A 20145-nucleotide genomic window follows, 5' to 3' on the forward strand; every position below is an offset into this window, starting at 1 on the left:
ACGACGGGCTCATCACGGGAGGGACAGATGAAGGTCCATATCGTCGGACGCCATTTCGATATCACCGATGCCGTCAAGAGCTACGTCGAGGATCGCCTGCAGAAGATCCGCCGCCACTTCGACCGGGTGATGGACGTCAACGTCACCTTGAACCAGGAGAAATACCGGCACATCGCCGACATCGACATCAACGTCAACGGCGTCAACATGCACTGCGAAGAGGAAACCGGCGATATGTACACTTCCATCGACCTGGCGGTGGACAAGATCGACCGCCAGGTACGACGCTACAAGGAAAAACTACAGCGACGCAAACAGCGCGCCCGCTCCACCGCCGCCGTGGCCGAAGAACAATTGCCCCAGGCGACATACGAGCTGCTGGAGCCCGACGCCGGCGAGGTCAGCGAGGAAGAGCGCAAGATCATCAGGAGTGAACGGCACCTGATCAAGCCGATGAGTCTCGACGAGGCCGTGATGCAGATGGACCTGAACAACGCCGACTTCTACGCTTTCACCAACGCCCGGACGAACAATATCAACGTCGTCTATCGTCGCACCGACGGCAATGTCGGCTGGATCGCCCCGGAGTAGGCGGCTTGCGCGGTGAGTGGAAGCCGGAAGGATTATTGGTCTATACTGCACCCGGCCGTCACAGTCCTTAATGGAGAAGCCGACGGATCTCGGCCGGACCGTGGAGCCGACCCCGACCGATACCCGGACACTCTTCGGCCTCGGCTTGCCAGCGCTCCCGACTGGTCAGGATCGAAGACCAGAAGGGATAGCTGCGACACTGCCGGGGCCGGACGGGATAGATCTCGCAACGCGCTCCACCGGGTTGGAGGAAAACGCAGTCTCCGTTGGATCGTTCACGCAGGGACCAGCGTTTCAGGCCGATGCGCCGACACCAACGCCGGCGGAACTCATCCTCCTCCAGGCCCAAAGTAACGGCGATCAACCGGCGCTCCACTTCACCGACGAACACCACCCCGGGCTGACCCCGGCAGCAACGGGCGCAGTCCGGCAAACAGGAAAAACGCAAACCCGCGGGTTCGAACCACGTCGGCGGAGTGGAATTCACTTTGATATCCAAAGTCGGAGGTTCACGACACTATGAATAAAGCAACCGTCGCCCCGCTGCTGATCCTCGCCGCGCTGACCGCCCTCGGTCCGGCCTGCTTCCGCGTCGACGAGAACTTCGAGCTGGTGATGTACGTCAGCGGGGGACTGTCCACCTTCAGCGGTCGCGAGTACCTGATCACGGTCGAGGGCGATAGCGCCCACTGGTCCATCGAAGAGGAAGCCCTGGACGGCGAGATAACCCGGCAGGATGGCGATAAACCCGTCGCCGAACTCCGTGAGCTCTACACCGAGATAAGAACGCTGGGGTTCGAGGAGCTGGAGAACGCCGGCGAGTTGATGGTCACCGACCAGCACACCTATACAGTCACGGCCACCGACGGTGTATACACCTACGGCTTCAAGGTCTACGGACCGAGTTTCCAGCCCGACGAACGCTACCTGAAGATTATCGACGCCATCACCGGCTTCTGTCAACCGAACGCGGAAGGGGAGGACGACGCCGCCCCGCCGGAAACTAACCCGGCCGACAGCTAACCATTCCCGAGGAGGGTCATGCGCAGATTCTTAGTCGTCTCCATCTTGTTACTCACCGTTGCTACGTTATTATCAGGCTGCCGCCCACCGGCACCCGAACCCGGTGACTACACCGAACGCGAACCCCTGGAGCCCTTCTACGTCCACATGCGGGCCACCGGAGGCTACGACCTGTCCGAGATGCGCTACGCCGAATGGACGATCGAATACGAAGGCGGCGACAAGCTGCACTACGAGTACCTGGCCGAATCCGACATGGGCCATATCGACCACAACGAAGCAGAATTGCCCGCCTGGCGCGGCTACGAACTGTGGGACGCCTTCGAAGAAGCCGGAATCTGGGAGCTCTACACCGATTCCAGCGTCGAGATGCACAACAAGGCGACCTACGAAATCGAGGTGCGCCGCGGCGGCCAGAGCAACGATTTCAGCATCTACGCCCCCGGCTATCACTCCAAGGACGGCTACGAGATCGTCGTCGACGCTATCAAGGGCTTTTTCTAGGGAGCGCCGGCTCATAACCCGACTCAACAGTAGCCTCGAGACCGGCCCCGGCCGGTCTCCTCGTCCATTACCGCTTAACCGCACGGCAATACAGTTGATAACAGCCCCCGCGGACCATGTGCAACCCCCAATCCCGCGGCGCCGGAACTGGCACGGTTTTTGCATCTCGGCACCCGTTAATAAACGCTGCTAACGGGTCGCCTCCGCAAAAACCGTGCCAGTTCCGGCGTTCGTCAGTGACGGTGGGCGGTGTTTACTTCAGGCTGTTATCAACTGTTTTGCCGCTGGTGATGCCGCGTTGCTTGACGGGGTAATAACGGAGTAATAAAGGAGGAGACCCGGTAAGGGGTCTCCGTGGCGCGGCGGACGGGACTCGAACCCGCAACTTCCGGCGTGACAGGCCGGTGCTCTGACCGAATTGAACTACCGCCGCGTGTGGGGCAGGTGTTGCCCGGTTGAATTGAGCGTCTTTGGGAGTGACGGATCAGCCTGGGGAGTTGGGCTGTTGAGGCATCCCCGTCGAGCATTGGAGCGTTTTCATAACCCGACTCATTTTACCCGGCATCAATTGTGGCACCGGGAGGCTGAGGGGGATATTGGCTGTGGACGGGCTTGTCTGTAGTTTTCCCGATCTTCTTAACCCGGTCATTAATTCAGTACCGCTAGTCGGGGTTGGCCGTTGGGCGCGGCGAGCGAGGTTATCGGGAGGAGATCCGTGGCTATCCGTTGAACGTGCCCCCGTTGAATGTGCCCCCGCTGTCCGCGTCCCCGTTGTACGCTTTCCCGTTGTCCGCGCCCCGTTGTACGCTCCCCGTTGTACGCTCCCCGTTGTCCGCTTTCCCGTTGTACGCGCCCCGTTGTAACCCGGCCCCAATTCAGCCCCGGTGGTGGGCGGAACAGGGATTGAACCTGTGACCTCCGGTTTGTAAGACCGGCGCTCTCACCGACTGAGCTACCCGCCCGGAGCAAGGTCGTTTCCCGGTTCCTGGGTGGTGGGTACGTGGGAGAGGGGATTGTAAGCCGGGCCGGGGTTGAGTGTCAAGGGGAATGTGGGGTTGGGGTTAAGGTGTGGGAGTGTCCGCGACGGACGAGCCGCGGAGGTTGTAGTTCGGTTCGGCGTCGTATAGCGGCGCTGTCCTCGCCGTTAGGGTGTGGTTCGGTGAGGGGGAGGTGCGGCGTTGGGCCGTTGGCTCAGGATTCGGCTTGGCGGCGCTGTTTGAACTCCTTGAGCCGCATGAAGGTCGGCCGTTGGAGGTCCTCCTCGCGGTCGTAGAGGCGGTTGAAGTGGACGACGGTCTCGCCCTGTTCGTTTTCCTGTCGTTCGAGGGCGTCGAGTTCGTCGATCAGGTTGTCGGAGATTTGGCTTTCGCTGGTTTCCTCTTCCGTGGGTTGGGCGAGTTTGGCCCGTCGAGTGAAGCCGGTGGCGATGACGGTGACGGTGACCTGATCGGAGAGGTTGGATTCGACGACGCCGAAGACGATCTCGGCGTCGTCGTCGACGACGTCGCGGATCGAGTTGAGGGCTTCGTCGACGGCGTAGAGTGGCAGGTCCTGGGGGGCGGTGATATTGACCAGGACGCCCATGGCGCCGTCGATGGAGACCCCGTCGAGCAGGGGGGAGTTGACGGCGTTCTGGACGGCGTCGCCGATGGCGTTCTCTCCGGTGCCGTAGCCGGTGCCCATCAGGGCCTGGCCCATGCCGCTCATGACGGTTTTAACGTCGGCGAAGTCGACGTTGATCATCCCGGGGACCATGATGATGTCGGAGATGCCCTGGACGGCCTGGTGGAGGATGTCGTCGGCCATGGCGAAGGCGTTGTGGAAGGAGGTGCGTTTTTCGACGACGGCCAGCAGGCGCTGGTTGGGGATGACGATCAGGGTGTCGACGTTGGCGGCCATCTCTTCGAGGCCCTTTTCGGCCTTGCGGGCGCGGGCGGGGCCTTCGAAGTTGAAGGGTTTTGTGACGACGCCGACGGTTAGGATGCCGAGCTCTTTGGCCATTTCGGCGATGGCGGGGGCGGCGCCGGTGCCGGTGCCGCCGCCGAGTCCGGCGGTGATGAACAGCATATCGGAGCCACGCACGGCGGCCAGGAGCTCCTCGCGGCTCTCCTCGGCGGCTTCGCGACCGATCTCGGGTTTGGCTCCGGCTCCGAGTCCGCCGGTGAGTTTTGCGCCGAGTTGGATTTTGTTGTGGGCGGCGTTCTGGAGCAGGGCCTGGGCATCGGTGTTGGCGGCGATGAACTCGACACCGCGCAGCTCCGCTTCGACCATGCGGTTGACGGCGTTGCCGCCTCCGCCACCGACGCCGATGACTTTCAGATCGGCGAAGGTGTTGGGTTTTTCATTGAGCAGTTCCAGCATGGTTGACTCCTTGGGTTAAAAGAAATCTTTGAGCCAGCTTTTCATCCGGTTGATGATGTTTTCGAACAGGGAGCCCTCGTTGAGGTTTGTACCGTGGTGGCGGCCTTCGGCGGCGTAGAGAACGAGCCCGACGCCGGTGGAGTAGGCGGGGTCGTCGACGGAGTCGAACAGGCCGCCCATCGGTTGGGGTTTGGCGAGGCGGACGGGGGCGCCGAAGACGCGCTCGGCGAGATCGCAGGCCCCGGGGAGCTTGCTGGCGCCGCCGGTGAGGACATAGCCGGCGCGGAAGGCGTCGGCGAATTTGCTCTTGACGATCTCGCCCTTGACGAGTTCAAAGATCTCGGCCATCCGGGGCTCGATGATATCGACGAGCTGGTTACGCGACACCAGGCGGGGCGGACGGCCGCCGACGCTGGGAACCTCGATCATTTCCTCGGCGCCGACGAGATCGTAGGAGGCTGAGCCGTGGGCGCACTTGAGGACCTCGGCCTGTTTCGTGGGGGTGCGCAGGCCGATGGAGACGTCGTTGGTGACGTTGTTGCCGCCGAGGGCGATGATCGAGCTGAAGCGCAGGGCGCCGTCGATGATCATGGCGATGTCGGTGGTGCCGCCGCCGATATCGACCAGGGCCACGCCCAGCTCCTCCTCGTCCTCGGTCAGGACGGCGCGGGAGCTTGCCAGTGGTTCGAGGACGATATCGGCGACCTTGAGTCCGGCGCGCTCGACGCTCTTGACGATGTTCTGCACGCTGGTGACGGCGCCGGTGACGATGTGGACCTCGGATTCGAGGCGCACACCGCTCATACCGACGGGGTTCTTGATGCCGTCCTGATCGTCGACGATGTACTCCTGGGGCAGGACGTGGATGACCTCGCGATCGAGGGGGATGGCGATGGCCTGGGCGGCGTCGATGACCCGTTTGACGTCGTGCTCGCGGATCTCGTGATCCGAGGAGCTGACGGCGATGACCCCGCGGGAGTTGAAGCTTTTGATGTGGCCGCCGGCGACGCCGGCGAAGATGGCGCCGACCTCGACGTCGGCCATCAACTCGGCCTTGGAGACGGCCTCGGAGATACTCTTGACGCAATCCTCGATGTGGACCACGACGCCCCGGCGGAGGCCCTGGGCCGGCGCCGTGCCGACGCCGATGATCTCGGGCGCGCCGTCAGTGACTTCGGCGATGATGGCGCAGATCTTCGTCGTGCCGATGTCCAGACCGACGACGACGTTGGGGGCTTGTCTGTGGGCCATGATGGGCCTCCTCGTTAGAGTTCGGCTGCGGGTTCCGCGATTACCAGGAGCTCCTCGCCGGGAGTGGGCCGCGGCGGCGGAGGCGGGGCCTGATCACCGCCGCGGGCGACGATCTGACCCTCGTAGCGGGCGTCCAGGGCGCTGTAGCCGGTCAGGCGTTCGCGGCTCCAGACGGCCTGCAGGGCGGCCAGCAGAGCGTCTTCGGTTTTTCGGGGCAGATAGATGTCGCCGCCGTCGGCGATCCGGCCGCGCAGGCCGCCGTCGACCGGGGTCAGTTCCAGCAGTTCATCGGCCAGGGGCAGGGCCAGGCACTGCATCTCGTCACACAGGGCGCAGGCGGCCAGCAGGTCCTCGTCGCTGTGGCGTTCGAGTTCGCCGAGCCGCGGGAGTATCTCTTCGGGGACGTAGACGGGCAGATCGAAGCCACCGGCGTCCAGCAGGGTACGGGGCAGGACGGTGCCGTCGCCGGCCAGGAGCTGGAGCTCGCCGCCGCCGAGCCAGAGTACGGGAGTGCGCTCGCTGAGCTGGACGACGAGTTTGTCCGGATATTCCTTCTCGACCCGGGCCCGCTGGATGAAGGGGTTGCGTTCCAGCCGTTCTTCGAGCTCCTCGACCTCGAGGGCGAAGAGGTTTTCTTCCAGCGGCAGCGCGGCCCGGATCTCCTCGTCGCCGACCACGGCGTTGCCGGCCACGGCGACGCGCCGCAGGGCGAAGTGGTCGGAGCGCAGGTAGAGAACGACGGCGACGCAGATCACGGCCAGACTGACCAGGGCGATCATCCAGCGGGCGCGGCGACCCAGGCGCTGGAACAGACCTTCACTGCGACGGCGGCCGTCGATGTTCATCGTCGGTCTCCCTGGTGAGGGTTGAACTCGCCGGCCAGACGGACCTCGGTCTGCAGTTCGAGGCCGTGGCGCTCCCGCACGCATTGCCTGACCAGCCGGATGAGTTCGTAGAAGTCGGCGGCGCTGGCCTTGCCGGTGTTGATCATGAAGTTGGCGTGCTTGTCGCTGATTTGGGCTCCGCCGATCCGGCGCCCCTTGAGACCGCAGGCCTCGATCAGCATGGCGGCGGTGCGCTCCCGGGAGGGGTTCTTGAAGACGCTGCCGCAGTTGGGATATTCGAGGGGGTGCTTGCCCTCGCGGTCGGTGGTCAGCAGTTGGTGGCGCTCCAGCAGCTCCCGGGGGTCGCGGCGTTCCAGCTTGAGCATGGCGCCGGTGATCACGGCGCCCGGGGGCAGCTCGACGCGGCGGTAGCCGTAGTCGATTTCGTGGGCGTCGACCAGGGTCACCCGGCCCGAGGGCAGGGCCAGCTCGATCCAAGCCACCCGGGGCCAGATGGCCGTTCCATAAGCGCCGGCGTTCATCGCCAGGGCGCCGCCCAGGCTGCCGGGGATGCCGTAGAGGTCCTCCAGGCCGCCGAGACCCGTGGCCGCCAGACGGTCGAGGAGAACGGCCAGGCGCAGTCCGGCGGCGGCGATACAGCGGCGACCCTCGATGATGACCTTGCCTTCGTCGAAGCCCGGGCCGAGGTGCAGCACCAGGCCGTCGAAGCCGTCATCGGCCACCAGCAGGTTGGTGCCCCGACCCAACAGCAGGACGGGGACGCCGGCCTCGTCGGCCAGCCGCAGGGTGGTGGCGGCGTCGATGGCCGCGTCGGGCTCGACGAGGATCCTCGCCGGACCGCCCACACCCAGCCAGGTGTAGTCGGCCAGGGGCGTCCCCCGGCGATAGGGGATGCGCCTGGTCTTCAACTGCTGGACTAACTCCTCGCTGGTCATGCTTTTCCCATGGACGTGGCGCGCTGCGGCCGGTTCAGTCGGCGCGGGCCTCCTTGAGGGCGCTGACGATTTCGCGGGCGGTTTCCCAGATGTTGCCGGCGCCGAGGACCAGGATCAGCTCGTCGTCGGTGAGCATGTCGGCCAGTTTGGCCGGTATCTCGCGCCGGTCGGCGATGTAGGTCACGTCGCGGTGGCCGTGGCGACGGACGCCCTCGGCCAGCTTGGCCGCCGAAACCCCGGGGATGGCGGGCTCGCCGGCGGGGTAGATGTCGGTGACGATCAGGCGGTCGGCCTGGTAGAAGCAGCGCTGGAAGCGTTCGAAGAGGGCCTTGGTCCGGGTGTAACGGTGGGGCTGAAAGACGGCGGTGATCCGTCGTCCGGCCTTGGCCCAGCCGCTCTTGATGGCCTCCAGGGTGGCCTCGATTTCGGTGGGATGGTGGGCGTAGTCGTGGAGCACGGTCAGGCCGCCGATGTTGCCGATGTTCTGCAGGCGCATCTCGATGCCGCGGAAGCTGCGCAGGCCGCGGATGATCTGTTCCGGCGTCGCCCCGACCTCCAGGGCCACGGCGGCGGCGGCCAGGCTGTTGAGGACGTTGTGGCGTCCGGGCAGGTTGAGGTCGACCTCGCCCAGCTCCTCGGCGCCGCGGTAGAGCTTGTACTTGGCGCTCATCGGCAGCAGGGTGAGCTCCCGAGCGATGACGTCGCACTGGGTGGTGAAGCCGTAGGTGATGTAGCGTCGCTTGAGCTTGGGGATCATGTCCTGGACGGCCTCGTCGTCGAGACAGACCACCGTGGCGCCGTAGAAGGGCACCTGGTTGGCGAAGCGGGCGAAGGCCTCCTTGATCTGCTCGAAGCCGCCGTAGTAGTTGAGGTGGTCGGCGTCGATGTTGGTGACCACGGCGTAGGCCGGCCGGATGTCCAGGAAGGTGCCGTCGGATTCATCGGCCTCGACGATGAAGTAATCGCCCGAACCCAGGGTGGCCCCGGTGGTGTAACCCTCCCGCGGCGGCGGGGCGGCCTCGCCCTCCTCGGGCTGGGCTTCGTCGGGCAAAGTCAGGGCCGAGAGCTTGCCGCCGATGACCGCCGTCGGATCCAGGCCGGCTTCGGACAGCACGGCGTAGATGAAGCTGGCCGTGGTCGTCTTGCCGTGGGTGCCGGCGACGGCGATGGGGTAGCGCAGGCGCATGATCTCGCTGAGGATCTCCGAGCGGCTGATGACGGGGATGTTGTATTTACGCCCGGCCAGCACCTCGACGTTGTCGGCGGGGATGGCCGAGGAGACGGCGACGACGTCGGCGCCGATGACGTTCTTCTCCTGGTGGCCGACGGTTATCTGAGCCCCCAGACCGCGCAGGCGCTCGACGGTGGCCCCGGCGCGCAGGTCACTGCCCGAGACCTCGAAGCCCAGGTTGAGCAGGATCTCGGCGATTCCGGACATGCCGGCACCGCCGACGCCCACCAGGTGTACCCGGGTAACTCTGCCCAGCATCAGGGTCATGCGTTCCTCCCGTTCTCTGCGGGGGTGGCCGGCCCGGCGGTTTGCAGGGCCAGACGGGCCGCGCGCTCGGCGGCGTCGGGACGACCCAGCCGCCGCATGGCGGCGGCCATGCGGTCACGTAGCGCCGCGTCCTCGGCCAGGCGCCGAACCTCGGCGATCAGGCGCTCGGCGTCCAGCTCGGCGTCGTCGACCAGGAAGGCCGCCCCGGCGGCGGTGAAGGCCCGGGCGTTGGCCCGCTGGTGATCGGCGGCGGCGTGGGGGTAGGGGACGAAGATCGCCGGAATGCCGCAGGCGGCCAGCTCGAAGGCCCCGCCGCCGGAACGGGCCACGGCGAAATCGCTGATCGCGAAGGCCGCGCCGACGGGGTCGAGAAAGGCGGCGACGTGGGCCCGCAGACCGGCCCGGCGCACGGCGCCCTCGACGGCGTCGCGCATCGCCTCGCCGGTCTGGAGGATCCACTGGACCTCGAGTTCGGCCAGGCGCGGCGCGGCGTCGATGACGGCCTCGTTGAGCGAGCGGGCCCCGGCGCTGCCGCCGATGACCAGACCGGTGAGCCGGTCCGCTTCGAGGCCGAAAACAGAGTAATCGGCGGGGAAGGCCGTCAGCTCCGTGCGCACCGGATTGCCAGTCACCAGGGCCCGGCCCATGTTCAGGATGGCGGCGCTTTCGGGAAAGGCCACGGCGGCGGCGGACGCCAGGGGCGACAGCACGCGGTTGGTTAAACCGGGCACGGCGTTCTGCTCCAACAGCAACACCGGAACGTGGAGCATCCGGGCCGCCAGGGCGACGGGGAAACCTTCATAACCGCCGCAGACGACCACCAGTTGGGGTTCGAGCACGCGCAACAACACCCGGGCCGCCGTCACCCCGTGGAAGTTGATCAGCATGCCGCGCAGCAGCTCGAGGAAATCGGTCTGGTAGACCGGGGCCGCCGGAACGTAATGGTAGTGCCAGCCACGCTTGGAACACACCCGGCGCGGCAGCTCGAAACCGGCGCCGCAGAAGTTGATCTCCACGTCGGGACGCAGGCGCTGGATCTCGGCGCCGACGGCCACACCGGGAAACAGGTGGCCGCCGGTCTTGCCGCCGGCGAACAGGATCCGCCTTTTCAGGCGCCAGGGCGACATCAGCGCCACCTCCGCCGACGATCGGCCCGGGCGTAGATCTCGCCGTAAGGCCGGTTATAGCTATGGCCGAAACCGCGCCGACCGCCGCCGGAGCGCCGGGGCCGCGGCCGCTCGAAGCTTCGTCGCTCGACGCGGCTGCTATAGGCCGGCGAAGCTACGGGTTCGCGACGCACCCGGCTCTCGGGCAGGGGCTCGCCGACCTTGGAAGGCGCCCCGGCCAGGTTCTCCCGGGCCACGCCGGCCAGCAGACCCACGGCGGCCAGACCCACCACCAGGGAGCTGCCGCCGTAGCTGATGAAGGGCAGGGGCAGCCCCGTCGTCGGCAGCAGCGCCGTGACCACGCCGATGTTGATCAGGGCCTGCAGCCCCAGCCAGACCGTCACCCCGAGGGCGGTCAACCGGCTGAAGGGGTCGCGGGCCGCCTTGACGATCCGCAACCCGATGATCACCAGGGCCACGAACAGCCCCAGTACGGCCAGCCCGCCCAGCAGTCCCAGCTCCTCGCCGAGGATGCTGAAGATGAAATCGGTGTGCGCCTCGGGCAGGTAGAACAGCTTCTGCTGGCTGGCCCCCAGCCCCACGCCGCTCAGGCCGCCGGAGCCGATGGCCAGCAGGCTCTGGACGATCTGGTAGCCCGAGGCCTCGGCGTCGGCCCAGGGGTCGAGGAAGGCCGTCACCCGGGCCCAGCGGTAGGGCTCGAGATAGACGAGGACGACCACCAAGGGGATCAGCACGGCCAGGGTCAGCAGGAGGTGCTTGCCCGGTACCCCGGCGATCCAGAACAGCGCCAGGGCGGTGACGAACAGCAGCAGGGCCGTGGAGAGGTCGGGCTGCAACAGCAGCAGGGCGCAGGCCGCCAGCACCACCAGCAGGGGCGGTAGCAGGCCGCGCTTGAACTCGCCCAGGCGCTCCGTGGTCCGCGCCAGGCGCGAGGCCAGATAGAGCACCAGCAGCAGCTTGACGATCTCCGAGGGCTGGAAGCTGAACAGCCCCAGGGACAGCCAGCGCCGGGCCCCGGAGCTCTCGGCGCCGAAGTCCTGCAGCAGCACCAGCACCAGCAGGCCCATCCCCACCAGCAGGGCCGGCTTGGCCAGCTTGGCCAACCGCGCCGCCCCCAGGCGCCACAGCAGCAGCATCAGGGCCACGCCCGGCAGCAGTTTCCAGAGCTGACTCTTCAGGTAGTAGAGCGCATCCCCCCGGGCGGCGCCCAGCACCTGACCGGCGCTGCCGACCAGCAGCAGGCCGACCAGCACCAGGGCCGTGGTAACGATGAACAACTGGATGTCCGGGCGCTTGAGGTTCATGATCGTCCGGGGAGAGGGGTTGATGGTGGACCGCCGTGACTAGCGGTTGCGCCGACCCACCACGGGCAGATCGAAGCGCAGGGCCTCGTCGTTGCGGTCTTCGAAGGCGAACTCGCGGATGTTGAGCTCGAAGGTCAACTGATCCTCGCTCTCGACGGCGACATCATCGCCGGGACCGTTGTTGCTGCGGGTGTCGTGCAGGCTATCGTCGAACATGATAACAACCCTTCCTTCGTTACGGCGACGCTTAATCGCCGTGATTGCGTCTCAATCGTCGTCACCGGCGCACCGCGCTCAGCGCAGCTTGAGGGTGGCGATGGAGATCAGGGCGAACATGGCCGCCAGGATCCAGAAGCGGACGAAGACCCGGCTCTCGGGCCAGCCCTTGAGCTCGAAGTGGTGGTGCAGGGGCGACATCTTGAACAGGCGCTTGCCCCCGCCGTCGGGACCCTTGCCCTTGGTCAGTTTGTAGTAGCCGACCTGGAGAATGACCGACAGGCCCTCGAGGACGAAAACCCCGCCGACGATCAGCAGTAAAAGCTCCTGCTTGCAGAAGATGGCCACGGCGCCGACCGCCCCGCCGAGGGCCAGGGAGCCGGTGTCGCCCATGAAGATCTCGGCGGGATGGGCGTTGTACCAGAGGAAACCCAGGGCCGCCCCGACCAGGGCGGTGACGAAGATGGTCAACTCGCCGATGTCGGAGAGGAAGGTCACCTCGAGGTAGTTGGCAAAGACGGCGTGACCGGCGATATAGACGAAGATGACGTAGGCCAGGCCGGCGAACAGCGTCGAGCCGATGGCCAGGCCGTCCAGGCCGTCGGTCAGGTTGACGGCGTTGGAGGCGGCGATGATCACCAGGGCGACGAAGGGGATGTAGCCCCAGCCCAGATCGAGTTGGACGTCTTTGAAGAAGGGCACGGTCAGGATCGTCGAGTGGGCCGGATCCAGGGGCCAGAAGTAGAGGATGCAGCCCACGCCGAGACCGAGGAGGGCCTGGCCGATCAGCTTGTAGCGCGCCACCAGCCCCAGGGGCTGGTTCTTGACGTTCTTGAGGTAGTCATCGAGGAAGCCCAGCAGGGCCAAGCCGATGGTCACCGCCAGGGCCATCAGCACGTAGCGGTTGGTCAGGTCGGCGAACAGCAGGGTGGGCACCACCAGGGCCAGCAGGATGATCACCCCGCCCATGGTGGGCGTCTTCTCCTTGGCCTTGTGGTGCTGCGGGCCGTCCTCCCGGGTCTGCTCGGTGAACTGCTTCTTGCGCAGCCAGCGGATCAGCGGGCGGGCGAAGATGAAGGTCAGCAGGACCGCGGTGATCGCCGCCGCCCCGGCGCGGAAGGTGATGTAGTTGAACAGGCGCAGGAAGCCGATCTCGTCGGACAACGGCGCCAGCAAATGGTAGAGCATCATTCCCCCGCGGATGGCGGTCAGATCTCGGGCAGTTCCTCGAGCAGGCGGTCGAGTTCCAGGGCGTTGGAGGCTTTGGCCAGCAGAACGTCGCCGGGGCGCAGCACCTCGAGCAGGCGCTTGCGGGCCTCCACGCGATCCCGCGCCCGGTAGACCCGGCTCATCCCGGCCTCCCGGGCCCCGGCGGCCGTCTCGGCGGCCAGACCGCCGACGGCGATCAGGACGTCGATCCCCAGCCGGGCCACCAGGGCGCCGACCTCGTGATGCAGCTCTTCGGCGGCGGGACCGAGTTCGAGCATGTCCCCGAGAACGGCGACGCGGCGCTGGCCGGGCAGGGCGGCCAGGGTGCGCAGGGCGGCCTCCATGCTCAGGGGGTTGGCGTTGTAGGCGTCCTGCAGCACGACGAGGGAGCCGTGGTTGACCACGTCGCCGCGCTGCCGCGTCAGCCGGGCGGCGTTGAGGCTGCGGGCCGCCCGCTCCAGGGGCACGCCGCAGAGCAGGGCCGCCGCGGCGGCGCGCAGGGCCGAGAGGGCCTGGTGATGACCGGGTCGGGGCAGATCGATCCGCGCCCGGGCCTTGACGAAGCCCAGCTCCGCCGGGGGCTCCCAGACCAGATCGAAGCGCAGCCCCTCCGGGGTTTCATGAAGCTCCTCGGCGCGGCAGTCCCCGCGCTCCAGGCCGAAGGTGATCACCCGGCAGCGGGCGAAGCCACGCAGGAAGTCGTAGTGTTCGTCCTCGACGGGCAGGACGGCGAAGCCCGTCGGCGGCAGCTCCTCGAGCAGCTCGGCCTTGGCGCGGGCGATGCCGCGGACGCTGTCGAAGAACTCGAGGTGCGAAGGGCCGACGGCGGTGACGACGCCGATCTGCGGCCGGGCCGCCCGGGCCAGCTCCCGGATCTCCCCCGCCCACTGCATCCCCAGTTCGAGGACGGCGAAGCGGTGCTCCGGGGTCAGCCGGGCCAGGGTCAAGGGCACGCCGACCTCGGTATTGAGGTTGCCGGCGGTGACCAGGCTGGGGGCGTAATCGGCCATGATCCGGCCCAGATAGTCCTTGGTCGAGGTCTTGCCGACCGAACCGGTGATCCCGACGACGCGGAGCTCGGGGAAGCGCCCGCGGAAGCCGGCGGCGATCCGCAGCAGGGCCCGGCGGACATCGTCGACGACGAGCTGGGGCAGACCGGACAGGGCGCGCGGCCGGGAGACCAGCGCCGCCACGGTCCCCGCGGGCAGGCGGTCGAGGAAATCGTGGCCGTCGACGCGGCTGCCGGTCAGGGCGCAGAAAACGTCACCGCTCTCGACGACGCGGGAATCCGCCGCCAGGCCGCCCACGGCGGACCGGCGTAGCTCCTCGGCTGCGTCTAGCGCGAAGGACGCCCCGGCCCAGTCGGCCAGCCCGCCCAGGGTCAGGGGGCTGCCGAGATCGGCGCGCAGACGGTTCAGCTGGCGGCTCATCGATCCTCCAGGCGCACGATCAGTTTGTCCTCGTCGCGCTCGACGGCGCTTACCGTTCCGCAGCCGTGGAACTCGGCCCGCAGACCGGCCGCCGAGATCAGGGCCGCCGCCCGGCGAGCGTCCAGGCCGAGGAGTTCGAGCTCGTCGTCGACGGGGGCGCTGCGGCGCAGCAGGTCCGGAGTGTCGGCGCGCACCACCCGGGCGCTCAGGGCGCCGGGCGCCGGAACGCCCTCCAGGGCCAGCACCTGACGGACGATGCGGGCGAAGGCCGGACCGCAGGTCGGACCGCCGCCGTAGATCGGCCGGGGCTCGTCGAGGACCACCAACAGAACCAGGCGGGGATCGGCGGCCGGGGCGAAACCGACAAAGCTGGCGATGTAACGGTTGCCGTCCAGATAACCACCGGGTCCGATCTTCTGCGCCGTACCCGTCTTGCCGCCGACCCGATAGCCCGAGCCGCCGGCGTCGACGGCCAAACCGCGCTCGACGGTCTCCACCAGGATCTCGCGCAGTTCGGCGGCGGTCTCCGCGGAGATCACCCGGCCGCGCGGTTCGCTCGGATTATCGGCGACGGGGCGGCCGCGCTCCTCGAAGCGCTCCACCAGGCGCGGGCGGACCAGGCTGCCGCCGTTGGCCAGGGCGGCGTAGCCCACGGCCAACTGCAAAGGAGTGACGGCGATACCCTGACCGAAGCTGGCGCAGGCGGTGTCCAGGGGGTACCAGCGCTCGGCGTCGCGCAGGATGCCGCCGGCCTCGCCGACGGCCTCGAGGCCGCTGGGCTCGCCGAAGCCGAAGGCGCGCAGGTAGTCGTGCAGGCGCTCCCGCCCCAGCAGGCGGCCGATCTGCAGCACGCCGACGTTGCTGGAGCGCTCGATGATCCCGCTGACGGTGAGCCGGGAAGCGTGGGGCAGGCTGTCGCGGATGCGCCGCCCGGTCACCAGGGTCGCCTGGGGGGTGTCGAAGACGGTTTCCGCCTCGACCAGGCCCTCCTCGAGGGCGGCGGCGACGGTGAAAGCCTTCATCGTGCTGCCCGGCTCGTAGACGTCGGTGACGGCGCGGTTGCGCCGCACCTCGGCCGGGTAGGCGGCGAAATCGTTGGGATCGTAGTCCGGGTAGTTGGCCAGGGCCAGCAGGGAGCCGTCGGCGGGGTCGAGCATGACGGCCATCCCGCCGCGGGCGTTGCCGCGCTCGACGGCGGCGGCCAGCTCACGCTCGACGATGTGCTGATAGCGGGCGTCGATGGTCAGGAAGATATCCCGGCCGCGCTCGGGCTCCTCCAGGGTCTCCTCGAGGGGGTAGAGGGGGCGGCCGGCGGCGTCGGTGACCTTGAGCACCCAGCCCGGCTCGCCGATGAGTTCGTCGTCATAGAGCAGTTCCAAGCCCTCGAGCCCCCGGTGGTCGACACCGACGAAACCCAGCAGGTGGGCGGCGGTGCGTCCCAGGGGATAGATGCGCGCCGGTTCGTCGCGCAGATGGACACCGGGCAGCGCGGCCTCGCGCAGCTCGGCGGCCTCGCTCTCGCTGAGTCCCCGGGAGAGCCAAACGAAATAGCCGCTGCGGTGGACCAGCTCGTAGACCTTGGTACGCGGCAGCCCGAGGATACGGGTCAGTTCATCGATGACGTAGTCGCGACGCTCCTCGGGCACCTCGGCCGGCGAGAGGAAGGCCGTCGGTATTTCGCGGTCCGCGGCCAGGACGACGCCGTTGCGGTCGTAGATGGTGCCGCGCAGCCCGGGCAGGGGCTCCCGGCTGACCTGCTGGCTGTGGGCCTGCTCGCCCAGTTCGGCGCCGCGGATGACCTGGAGCTGGATCAGCCGTCCGGCGATGATCAGGGCGAAGACACCCAGGATCACCGTCAGCCAGACCAGGCGGCGGCTGCCGGTTTGGCGGCGTTGCTGTCGCAGATCCTCGCGCACGGGCATCCTCTGATTATCAGTAGACGGTGACGGTCTCGATCGTCTCGGGCACCTCGAGCTCGAGGCGCGCCGCGGCCAGGGATTCCAGGTTCTCCGGTGAGACGGCCAAGCGCCATTTCTCACCCCAGCGCCGGGCCAGTTCCTCTTCCTCGACGACCTCGCGGCGCAGGCCGTCGATCTCGGTCCGCAGGCTGTAGGCCCGGCTGTTGAGCACCAGATGCAGGGCGCCCAGGGCGGCGGCGCCCAGGATCAGCAGAAACCAGAAACGGTAGCCCCGCTTAGCCATCGTCCTCCTCCAGCCGCTCGGCGGCGCGCAACTTGGCCGAACGAGCCCGCGGGTTGTCGGCGAGCTCTTCCTCCGTCGGCGTCAGCGGGCGCCTGGTCAGCAAGCGGAGTTGCCGGCGGGGCTCGCAGCGGCAGACCGGGGTTCCGGGCGGACAGATGCAATGTCCGCTGCGATGCTTGAAAAAACGCTTGACGAGGCGATCCTCGCCGGAGTGATAGCTGATGAAAACCAGGCGACCGCCGGGCTCGAGCAGCTCCAGGGCGCTGTTCAATCCGTGTTCGAGCTGGACCAGCTCGTCGTTGACGGCGATGCGCAGGGCCTGGAAGGTCCGGGTGGCCGGATCGAGCCGGCCCGAGGGTCCAACGGCCCGACGGACGACCTCGGCCAGGGCCCGGGTGTCGGCGAAGGGTCGCTCGTTCACTATGGCCGTCGCCGCCCGACGCCAGCGCCGCTCGCCGCCGTAATCGCGCAGCAGCCGTCCCAGGGTCTCCTCGTCGAGTCCGTCGATCAGCTCGGTCGCCGTCGGTCCGGAGACGGGGTCCATCCGCATGTCCAGCGGACCGTCGAGGCGGAAGCTGAAGCCCCGAGCGGCATCGCTGAGCTGCTCCGAGGAGACGCCGAGGTCGAACAGCAGGCCGTCGAAGCGTTCGGCCAATTCGCCCAACTGGGCGAAGGAAAGCTTCAAAATCCGCAGGCGGTCACCGAAGGCGTCGGCCGATTCGCGGCGCACCCGCCGCAGCGCCTCGGGGTCGCGGTCGCAACCCAACACCCCCGCCTCGGGATAGCGGCTCAGCAGGGCCCGGCTGTGACCGCCCCGACCCAGGGTGGCGTCGAGGTAGGAGCCCGCCGGATCGACGACCCAGTGCTCCAGGACCTCCTCGACCATCACCGGCTGGTGTCGCTCCACCTGAACTCCCCGGGGGAAAGGGTGGGGTTTCAACTCAGAATTCCAACTCGCCGAGGGTTTCAGCGGCGTCCTCGTAATCGGCGTCGGCGGCGTAATCCTCCCAGGCGGCCTTGTCCCAGATCTCAATCCGGCGGCCGACGCCGACGACGATCACCTCTCGCTTGAGCTCGGCCCAGGCCCGCAGGTGTTGGGGGATACCGACGCGGCCCTGCTTGTCCAGGGTGACCTCGACGGCGCCGGCGAACAGCAGGCGGGCGAAGCGCCGGGCGGCGCGCTGATTGGCGGCCAGCGACTGCACCCGGCCGGCCACCTCGCGCCAGGTCTCGACGGGGTACAGGAACAAACAGCCGTCCAGCCCCTGAGCCAGAACCCAGTCGACGGTCCCGTCGTCACCGTTGCGCAGACGGGCGGGGATCGCCAGGCGACCCTTCTCGTCCAGGTTGTATTCGTAGCGGCCCAGAAACACGACTAATCCTCGTTCAAGTGACTGACTGCCAATGGCGGGGCCCTGGGGGGCCCAAAGCCTAAGCTGTAATCCAGCAGCTACTTAGCCCATAGCAACCAGCTTTTTTTAATGCTCCACCACTTTTTAATGCTCGCCCACTTGTAATGCTCCCCCACTTGTAATGCTCCCCCACTTGTAATGCTCGCCCACTTTTTAATGCTCGCCCACTTTTTAATGCTCGCCCATTTTTTTAATGCCCCCCCACTTTTCCCCACCTTTCACCACGGCATTATAGTAACCGGCCTGGAGCGACGTGTCAATAGCTCGTAGTAACTTTTTTACAAAAAAATAGTTAGCGCTATCATCATCTGTAAGACACAGGAAACCGAAGAACCGACGGTTTCGTTAAAGAACCCAATGTTAATGAATCTTAACTACATGAAATATTAGCTTTTATACCCATCTTGCCTCGTGGTGCAAGCAGGTGGGGAGAAACAGACGCGCGACCGTGCGCCGCTCGCGCACCGAGCGATGCCAATATCAGATACGCGCAACTAGCCGCGGGCCGGACAATCGCCAAGGCAGCTCTGAAAAAACGCCCGGCACACCGCGACAAGCCAAGAACCTCCGCGCCGGAACTGGCACGGTTTTTGCGGAGGTGGACCGTTATACTTCTTCGTAACGGTCACCGAGATGCAAAAACCGTGCCAGTTCCGGCGCCGCAGGGTTCACCGGCGCGCCGATCGACAGCGGCTGTTTTCAGAGCTGCGGGGGATTAGAACGAGGACCGCCGGAGCGGTCCTCGCGAGGGAATCATGGACGGCGGGTGTCTTACTGAGCGACGTCGAATTCGTCGTCGAAGGCGGCGCCTTTTTCCTCGTCCATGGCGTAAATCTTCTCGCTGACGGACTGCAGGCGGGTCATGTCTTCTTCGAGCGTCTCGAACTCGGTCATGACGGTTTCGGCGTCGGTTCCCATCTCCTCATAGAGGGTCAGGGCCTTGTCGGAGTCGGGATCGTCGGGGTAGACACCGACGAAGATGGCGGCCAGCTCGTCGTCGCTGAGACCTTCACCTTCCATGCTGGCAGTGACCTCTCCCATGGCCTCGGCGGCCTCGCCGGCGGCGGCTTCCATCTCTTCGGCCATTTCCTCGAGGGCGGCTTCGGTCTCATCGAGGGCTTGCTCTTCTTCACTCTCACAAGCAACGAAGAACAGGCCGAGGGCGGCGATCAGGGTCAGGGCGATAATCGTGCGCATCTTTTGGGCCTCCTTTGGGGGGTTGACGCTGGATTGTTGCTCCAGCGAAACGGGTGCAGCATGCTGCAAGGTTCACACTGCAAGGTACACAAAGGAGTATTGTACAATATCAGGCGCCGGATTTGTGAGCGTTCAGGTGTCGGTGCGGCCGGTTAGTTGAGAGGCTCTGGTCATCGGAGCGCCCCGTCGGACGCTCACTGGGTGAAGGGCAGATCCTCGAGGTGCTCGGTGGTCTGTTCGAGGATCGCCTCGATCTGCCGGGCGATGTCGCCGGTAAAGTCCTCGAGGTCCGCGCCGAACCGGGGAAGGTCGGTCTCGCTCTCACCTTCGAGCTCATCGAACAGGTTGGCGGTGGCCAGGCTGATGACGTAGCCGTTGTAGGTCAGGTTGGCGGAGAGGTCCTCGGCGATCTCGGCGGCGATGGGCTGGTAGCGGGCGCCGTCGTCGAGGAGCTCCCGCGTGTAGGCGTCGAACTCGGCGGCCGAGGTGCCGTACTCGGCCAGGGTCTCGTCCCAGGCCGCAGTAGAGTCGCCGCTCCAATCCTCGTAGGTCTCCAGCCAGATCTCGGCGTAGGTCTCGTCGTTGAGCTCCGTAATGGCCGTCTCGTTCTGCATGACGAGGAAGAAGACCAGGCCGCCGGAGAGCAGCGTCAGCAAACCGGCGATGAGGGCCAGGCGCGCCGGCTTCGACGGGGAAGACCGTGAACGCCGTGTATCCGTCGGCGCCGGACCGTAGCTGATCCCGTCGTCGTCGGCGTAGGGTTGTTCCACATCCAGACGCTCGTAGTGGCGCCGCGAAGCCCCGCAGGCCGGGCAGCGCCCGTTGAGCGGCCGGTCGAATTCGGCGCCGCAGTTGTTGCAGAAATGCATCCTTGTCCCCGTGAAAGAGAATATCGAAGGGCCGGGCGGTCAGACTACTGATTGTAATCCAGACCCGTGGTGCTGTAAACGCCCGGTGCATCCTACCGACCGGGCTGTTCGCCGCGGAGTGTAAAAGGCGGAGCCGTGTTGTCGGCTCCGCCCACCGGTTTGTCAACCGGA

At 66.7% G+C, this 20145-nt stretch carries 20 protein-coding genes and 2 tRNA genes; 3 read left to right on the forward strand and 19 right to left on the reverse strand.

Annotation, left to right across the window (positions count from 1 at the left end):
- The first annotated feature begins 27 nt into the window (after positions 1-27).
- Positions 28-591: a ribosome-associated translation inhibitor RaiA gene (gene raiA, locus GF399_02140; GenBank protein ID MBD3399115.1), complete on the forward strand. Its 564-nt coding sequence runs from the start codon at positions 28-30 to the stop codon at positions 589-591.
- 67 nt (positions 592-658) lie between these two features.
- Here the strand turns inward: raiA and GF399_02145 are convergent, their stop codons facing one another.
- The gene (locus GF399_02145; GenBank protein ID MBD3399116.1) at positions 659-1078 is read right to left on the reverse strand and encodes a YkgJ family cysteine cluster protein; all 420 of its coding nucleotides are present in this window, start codon (positions 1076-1078) and stop codon (positions 659-661) included.
- A gap of 32 nt (positions 1079-1110) precedes the next feature.
- On the opposite strand from GF399_02145, the gene GF399_02150 reads away from it, so the two are divergent.
- Positions 1111-1614: a hypothetical protein gene (locus GF399_02150; protein ID MBD3399117.1), complete on the forward strand. Its 504-nt coding sequence runs from the start codon at positions 1111-1113 to the stop codon at positions 1612-1614.
- Between the two features lie 18 nt (positions 1615-1632).
- The gene (locus tag GF399_02155) at positions 1633-2118 is read left to right on the forward strand and encodes a hypothetical protein (GenBank protein ID MBD3399118.1); all 486 of its coding nucleotides are present in this window, start codon (positions 1633-1635) and stop codon (positions 2116-2118) included.
- Positions 2119-2473: 355 nt separating this feature from the next.
- On the opposite strand, the gene GF399_02160 is transcribed toward GF399_02155, so the two are convergent.
- From GF399_02160 to GF399_02245, 18 genes are all read right to left on the reverse strand, one after another.
- A tRNA-Asp gene (locus GF399_02160) sits at positions 2474-2551 on the reverse strand.
- 452 nt (positions 2552-3003) lie between these two features.
- Positions 3004-3080, reverse strand: a tRNA-Val gene (locus GF399_02165).
- Positions 3081-3309: 229 nt separating this feature from the next.
- A complete protein-coding gene (gene ftsZ, locus GF399_02170) occupies positions 3310-4479 on the reverse strand; it encodes a cell division protein FtsZ (GenBank protein MBD3399119.1) in 1170 nt (389 codons plus the stop codon).
- 15 nt (positions 4480-4494) lie between these two features.
- Positions 4495-5730 carry a cell division protein FtsA gene (gene ftsA / locus GF399_02175; protein MBD3399120.1) on the reverse strand — a complete coding sequence of 412 codons (1236 nt, stop codon included), beginning with the start codon at positions 5728-5730 and terminating at the stop codon, positions 4495-4497.
- Between the two features lie 14 nt (positions 5731-5744).
- The gene (locus GF399_02180; GenBank protein ID MBD3399121.1) at positions 5745-6659 is read right to left on the reverse strand and encodes an FtsQ-type POTRA domain-containing protein; all 915 of its coding nucleotides are present in this window, start codon (positions 6657-6659) and stop codon (positions 5745-5747) included.
- A complete protein-coding gene (gene murB, locus GF399_02185; GenBank protein MBD3399122.1) occupies positions 6572-7510 on the reverse strand; it encodes a UDP-N-acetylmuramate dehydrogenase in 939 nt (312 codons plus the stop codon). The genes GF399_02180 and murB overlap by 88 nt, the downstream gene beginning before the upstream one ends.
- Positions 7511-7544: 34 nt before the next feature.
- Entirely contained in the window at positions 7545-8999 is a 1455-nt protein-coding gene (gene murC, locus GF399_02190; GenBank protein ID MBD3399123.1) for a UDP-N-acetylmuramate--L-alanine ligase, read from the reverse strand.
- 5 nt (positions 9000-9004) lie between these two features.
- Positions 9005-10135, reverse strand: a complete 1131-nt coding sequence (locus tag GF399_02195) for a hypothetical protein (protein ID MBD3399124.1) — start codon at positions 10133-10135, stop codon at positions 9005-9007.
- Positions 10135-11439, reverse strand: a complete 1305-nt coding sequence (gene ftsW, locus GF399_02200) for a putative lipid II flippase FtsW (protein ID MBD3399125.1) — start codon at positions 11437-11439, stop codon at positions 10135-10137. Before ftsW ends, GF399_02195 begins: the two co-directional genes overlap by 1 nt.
- A gap of 39 nt (positions 11440-11478) precedes the next feature.
- Complete coding sequence (locus GF399_02205) at positions 11479-11655, reverse strand: hypothetical protein (GenBank protein ID MBD3399126.1); 177 nt, start codon at positions 11653-11655, stop codon at positions 11479-11481.
- A 78-nt stretch (positions 11656-11733) separates the two neighbouring features.
- Positions 11734-12843, reverse strand: coding sequence for a phospho-N-acetylmuramoyl-pentapeptide-transferase (locus tag GF399_02210; protein MBD3399127.1), 1110 nt, complete (start codon positions 12841-12843; stop codon positions 11734-11736).
- Between the two features lie 20 nt (positions 12844-12863).
- On the reverse strand, positions 12864-14294 hold the full coding sequence (murF, locus tag GF399_02215; GenBank protein ID MBD3399128.1) for a UDP-N-acetylmuramoyl-tripeptide--D-alanyl-D-alanine ligase: 1431 nt from the start codon (positions 14292-14294) through the stop codon (positions 12864-12866).
- Positions 14291-16216, reverse strand: coding sequence for a penicillin-binding protein (locus GF399_02220; protein ID MBD3399129.1), 1926 nt, complete (start codon positions 16214-16216; stop codon positions 14291-14293). The genes murF and GF399_02220 overlap by 4 nt, the downstream gene beginning before the upstream one ends.
- A 10-nt stretch (positions 16217-16226) precedes the next feature.
- A complete protein-coding gene (locus tag GF399_02225) occupies positions 16227-16496 on the reverse strand; it encodes a hypothetical protein (GenBank protein ID MBD3399130.1) in 270 nt (89 codons plus the stop codon).
- Positions 16489-17382, reverse strand: a complete 894-nt coding sequence (gene rsmH, locus GF399_02230; protein ID MBD3399131.1) for a 16S rRNA (cytosine(1402)-N(4))-methyltransferase RsmH — start codon at positions 17380-17382, stop codon at positions 16489-16491. The genes GF399_02225 and rsmH overlap by 8 nt, the downstream gene beginning before the upstream one ends.
- 55 nt (positions 17383-17437) lie before the next feature.
- Positions 17438-17902, reverse strand: coding sequence for a division/cell wall cluster transcriptional repressor MraZ (gene mraZ, locus GF399_02235; GenBank protein ID MBD3399132.1), 465 nt, complete (start codon positions 17900-17902; stop codon positions 17438-17440).
- Positions 17903-18679: 777 nt separating this feature from the next.
- A complete protein-coding gene (locus GF399_02240) occupies positions 18680-19105 on the reverse strand; it encodes a hypothetical protein (protein MBD3399133.1) in 426 nt (141 codons plus the stop codon).
- Between the two features lie 194 nt (positions 19106-19299).
- On the reverse strand, positions 19300-19974 hold the full coding sequence (locus tag GF399_02245) for a hypothetical protein (GenBank protein ID MBD3399134.1): 675 nt from the start codon (positions 19972-19974) through the stop codon (positions 19300-19302).
- Positions 19975-20145 lie beyond the last annotated feature (171 nt).

The sequence above is a fragment of the Candidatus Coatesbacteria bacterium genome, assembly GCA_014728225.1.
Classification (GTDB): Bacteria; RBG-13-66-14; RBG-13-66-14; order RBG-13-66-14; family RBG-13-66-14; genus WJLX01.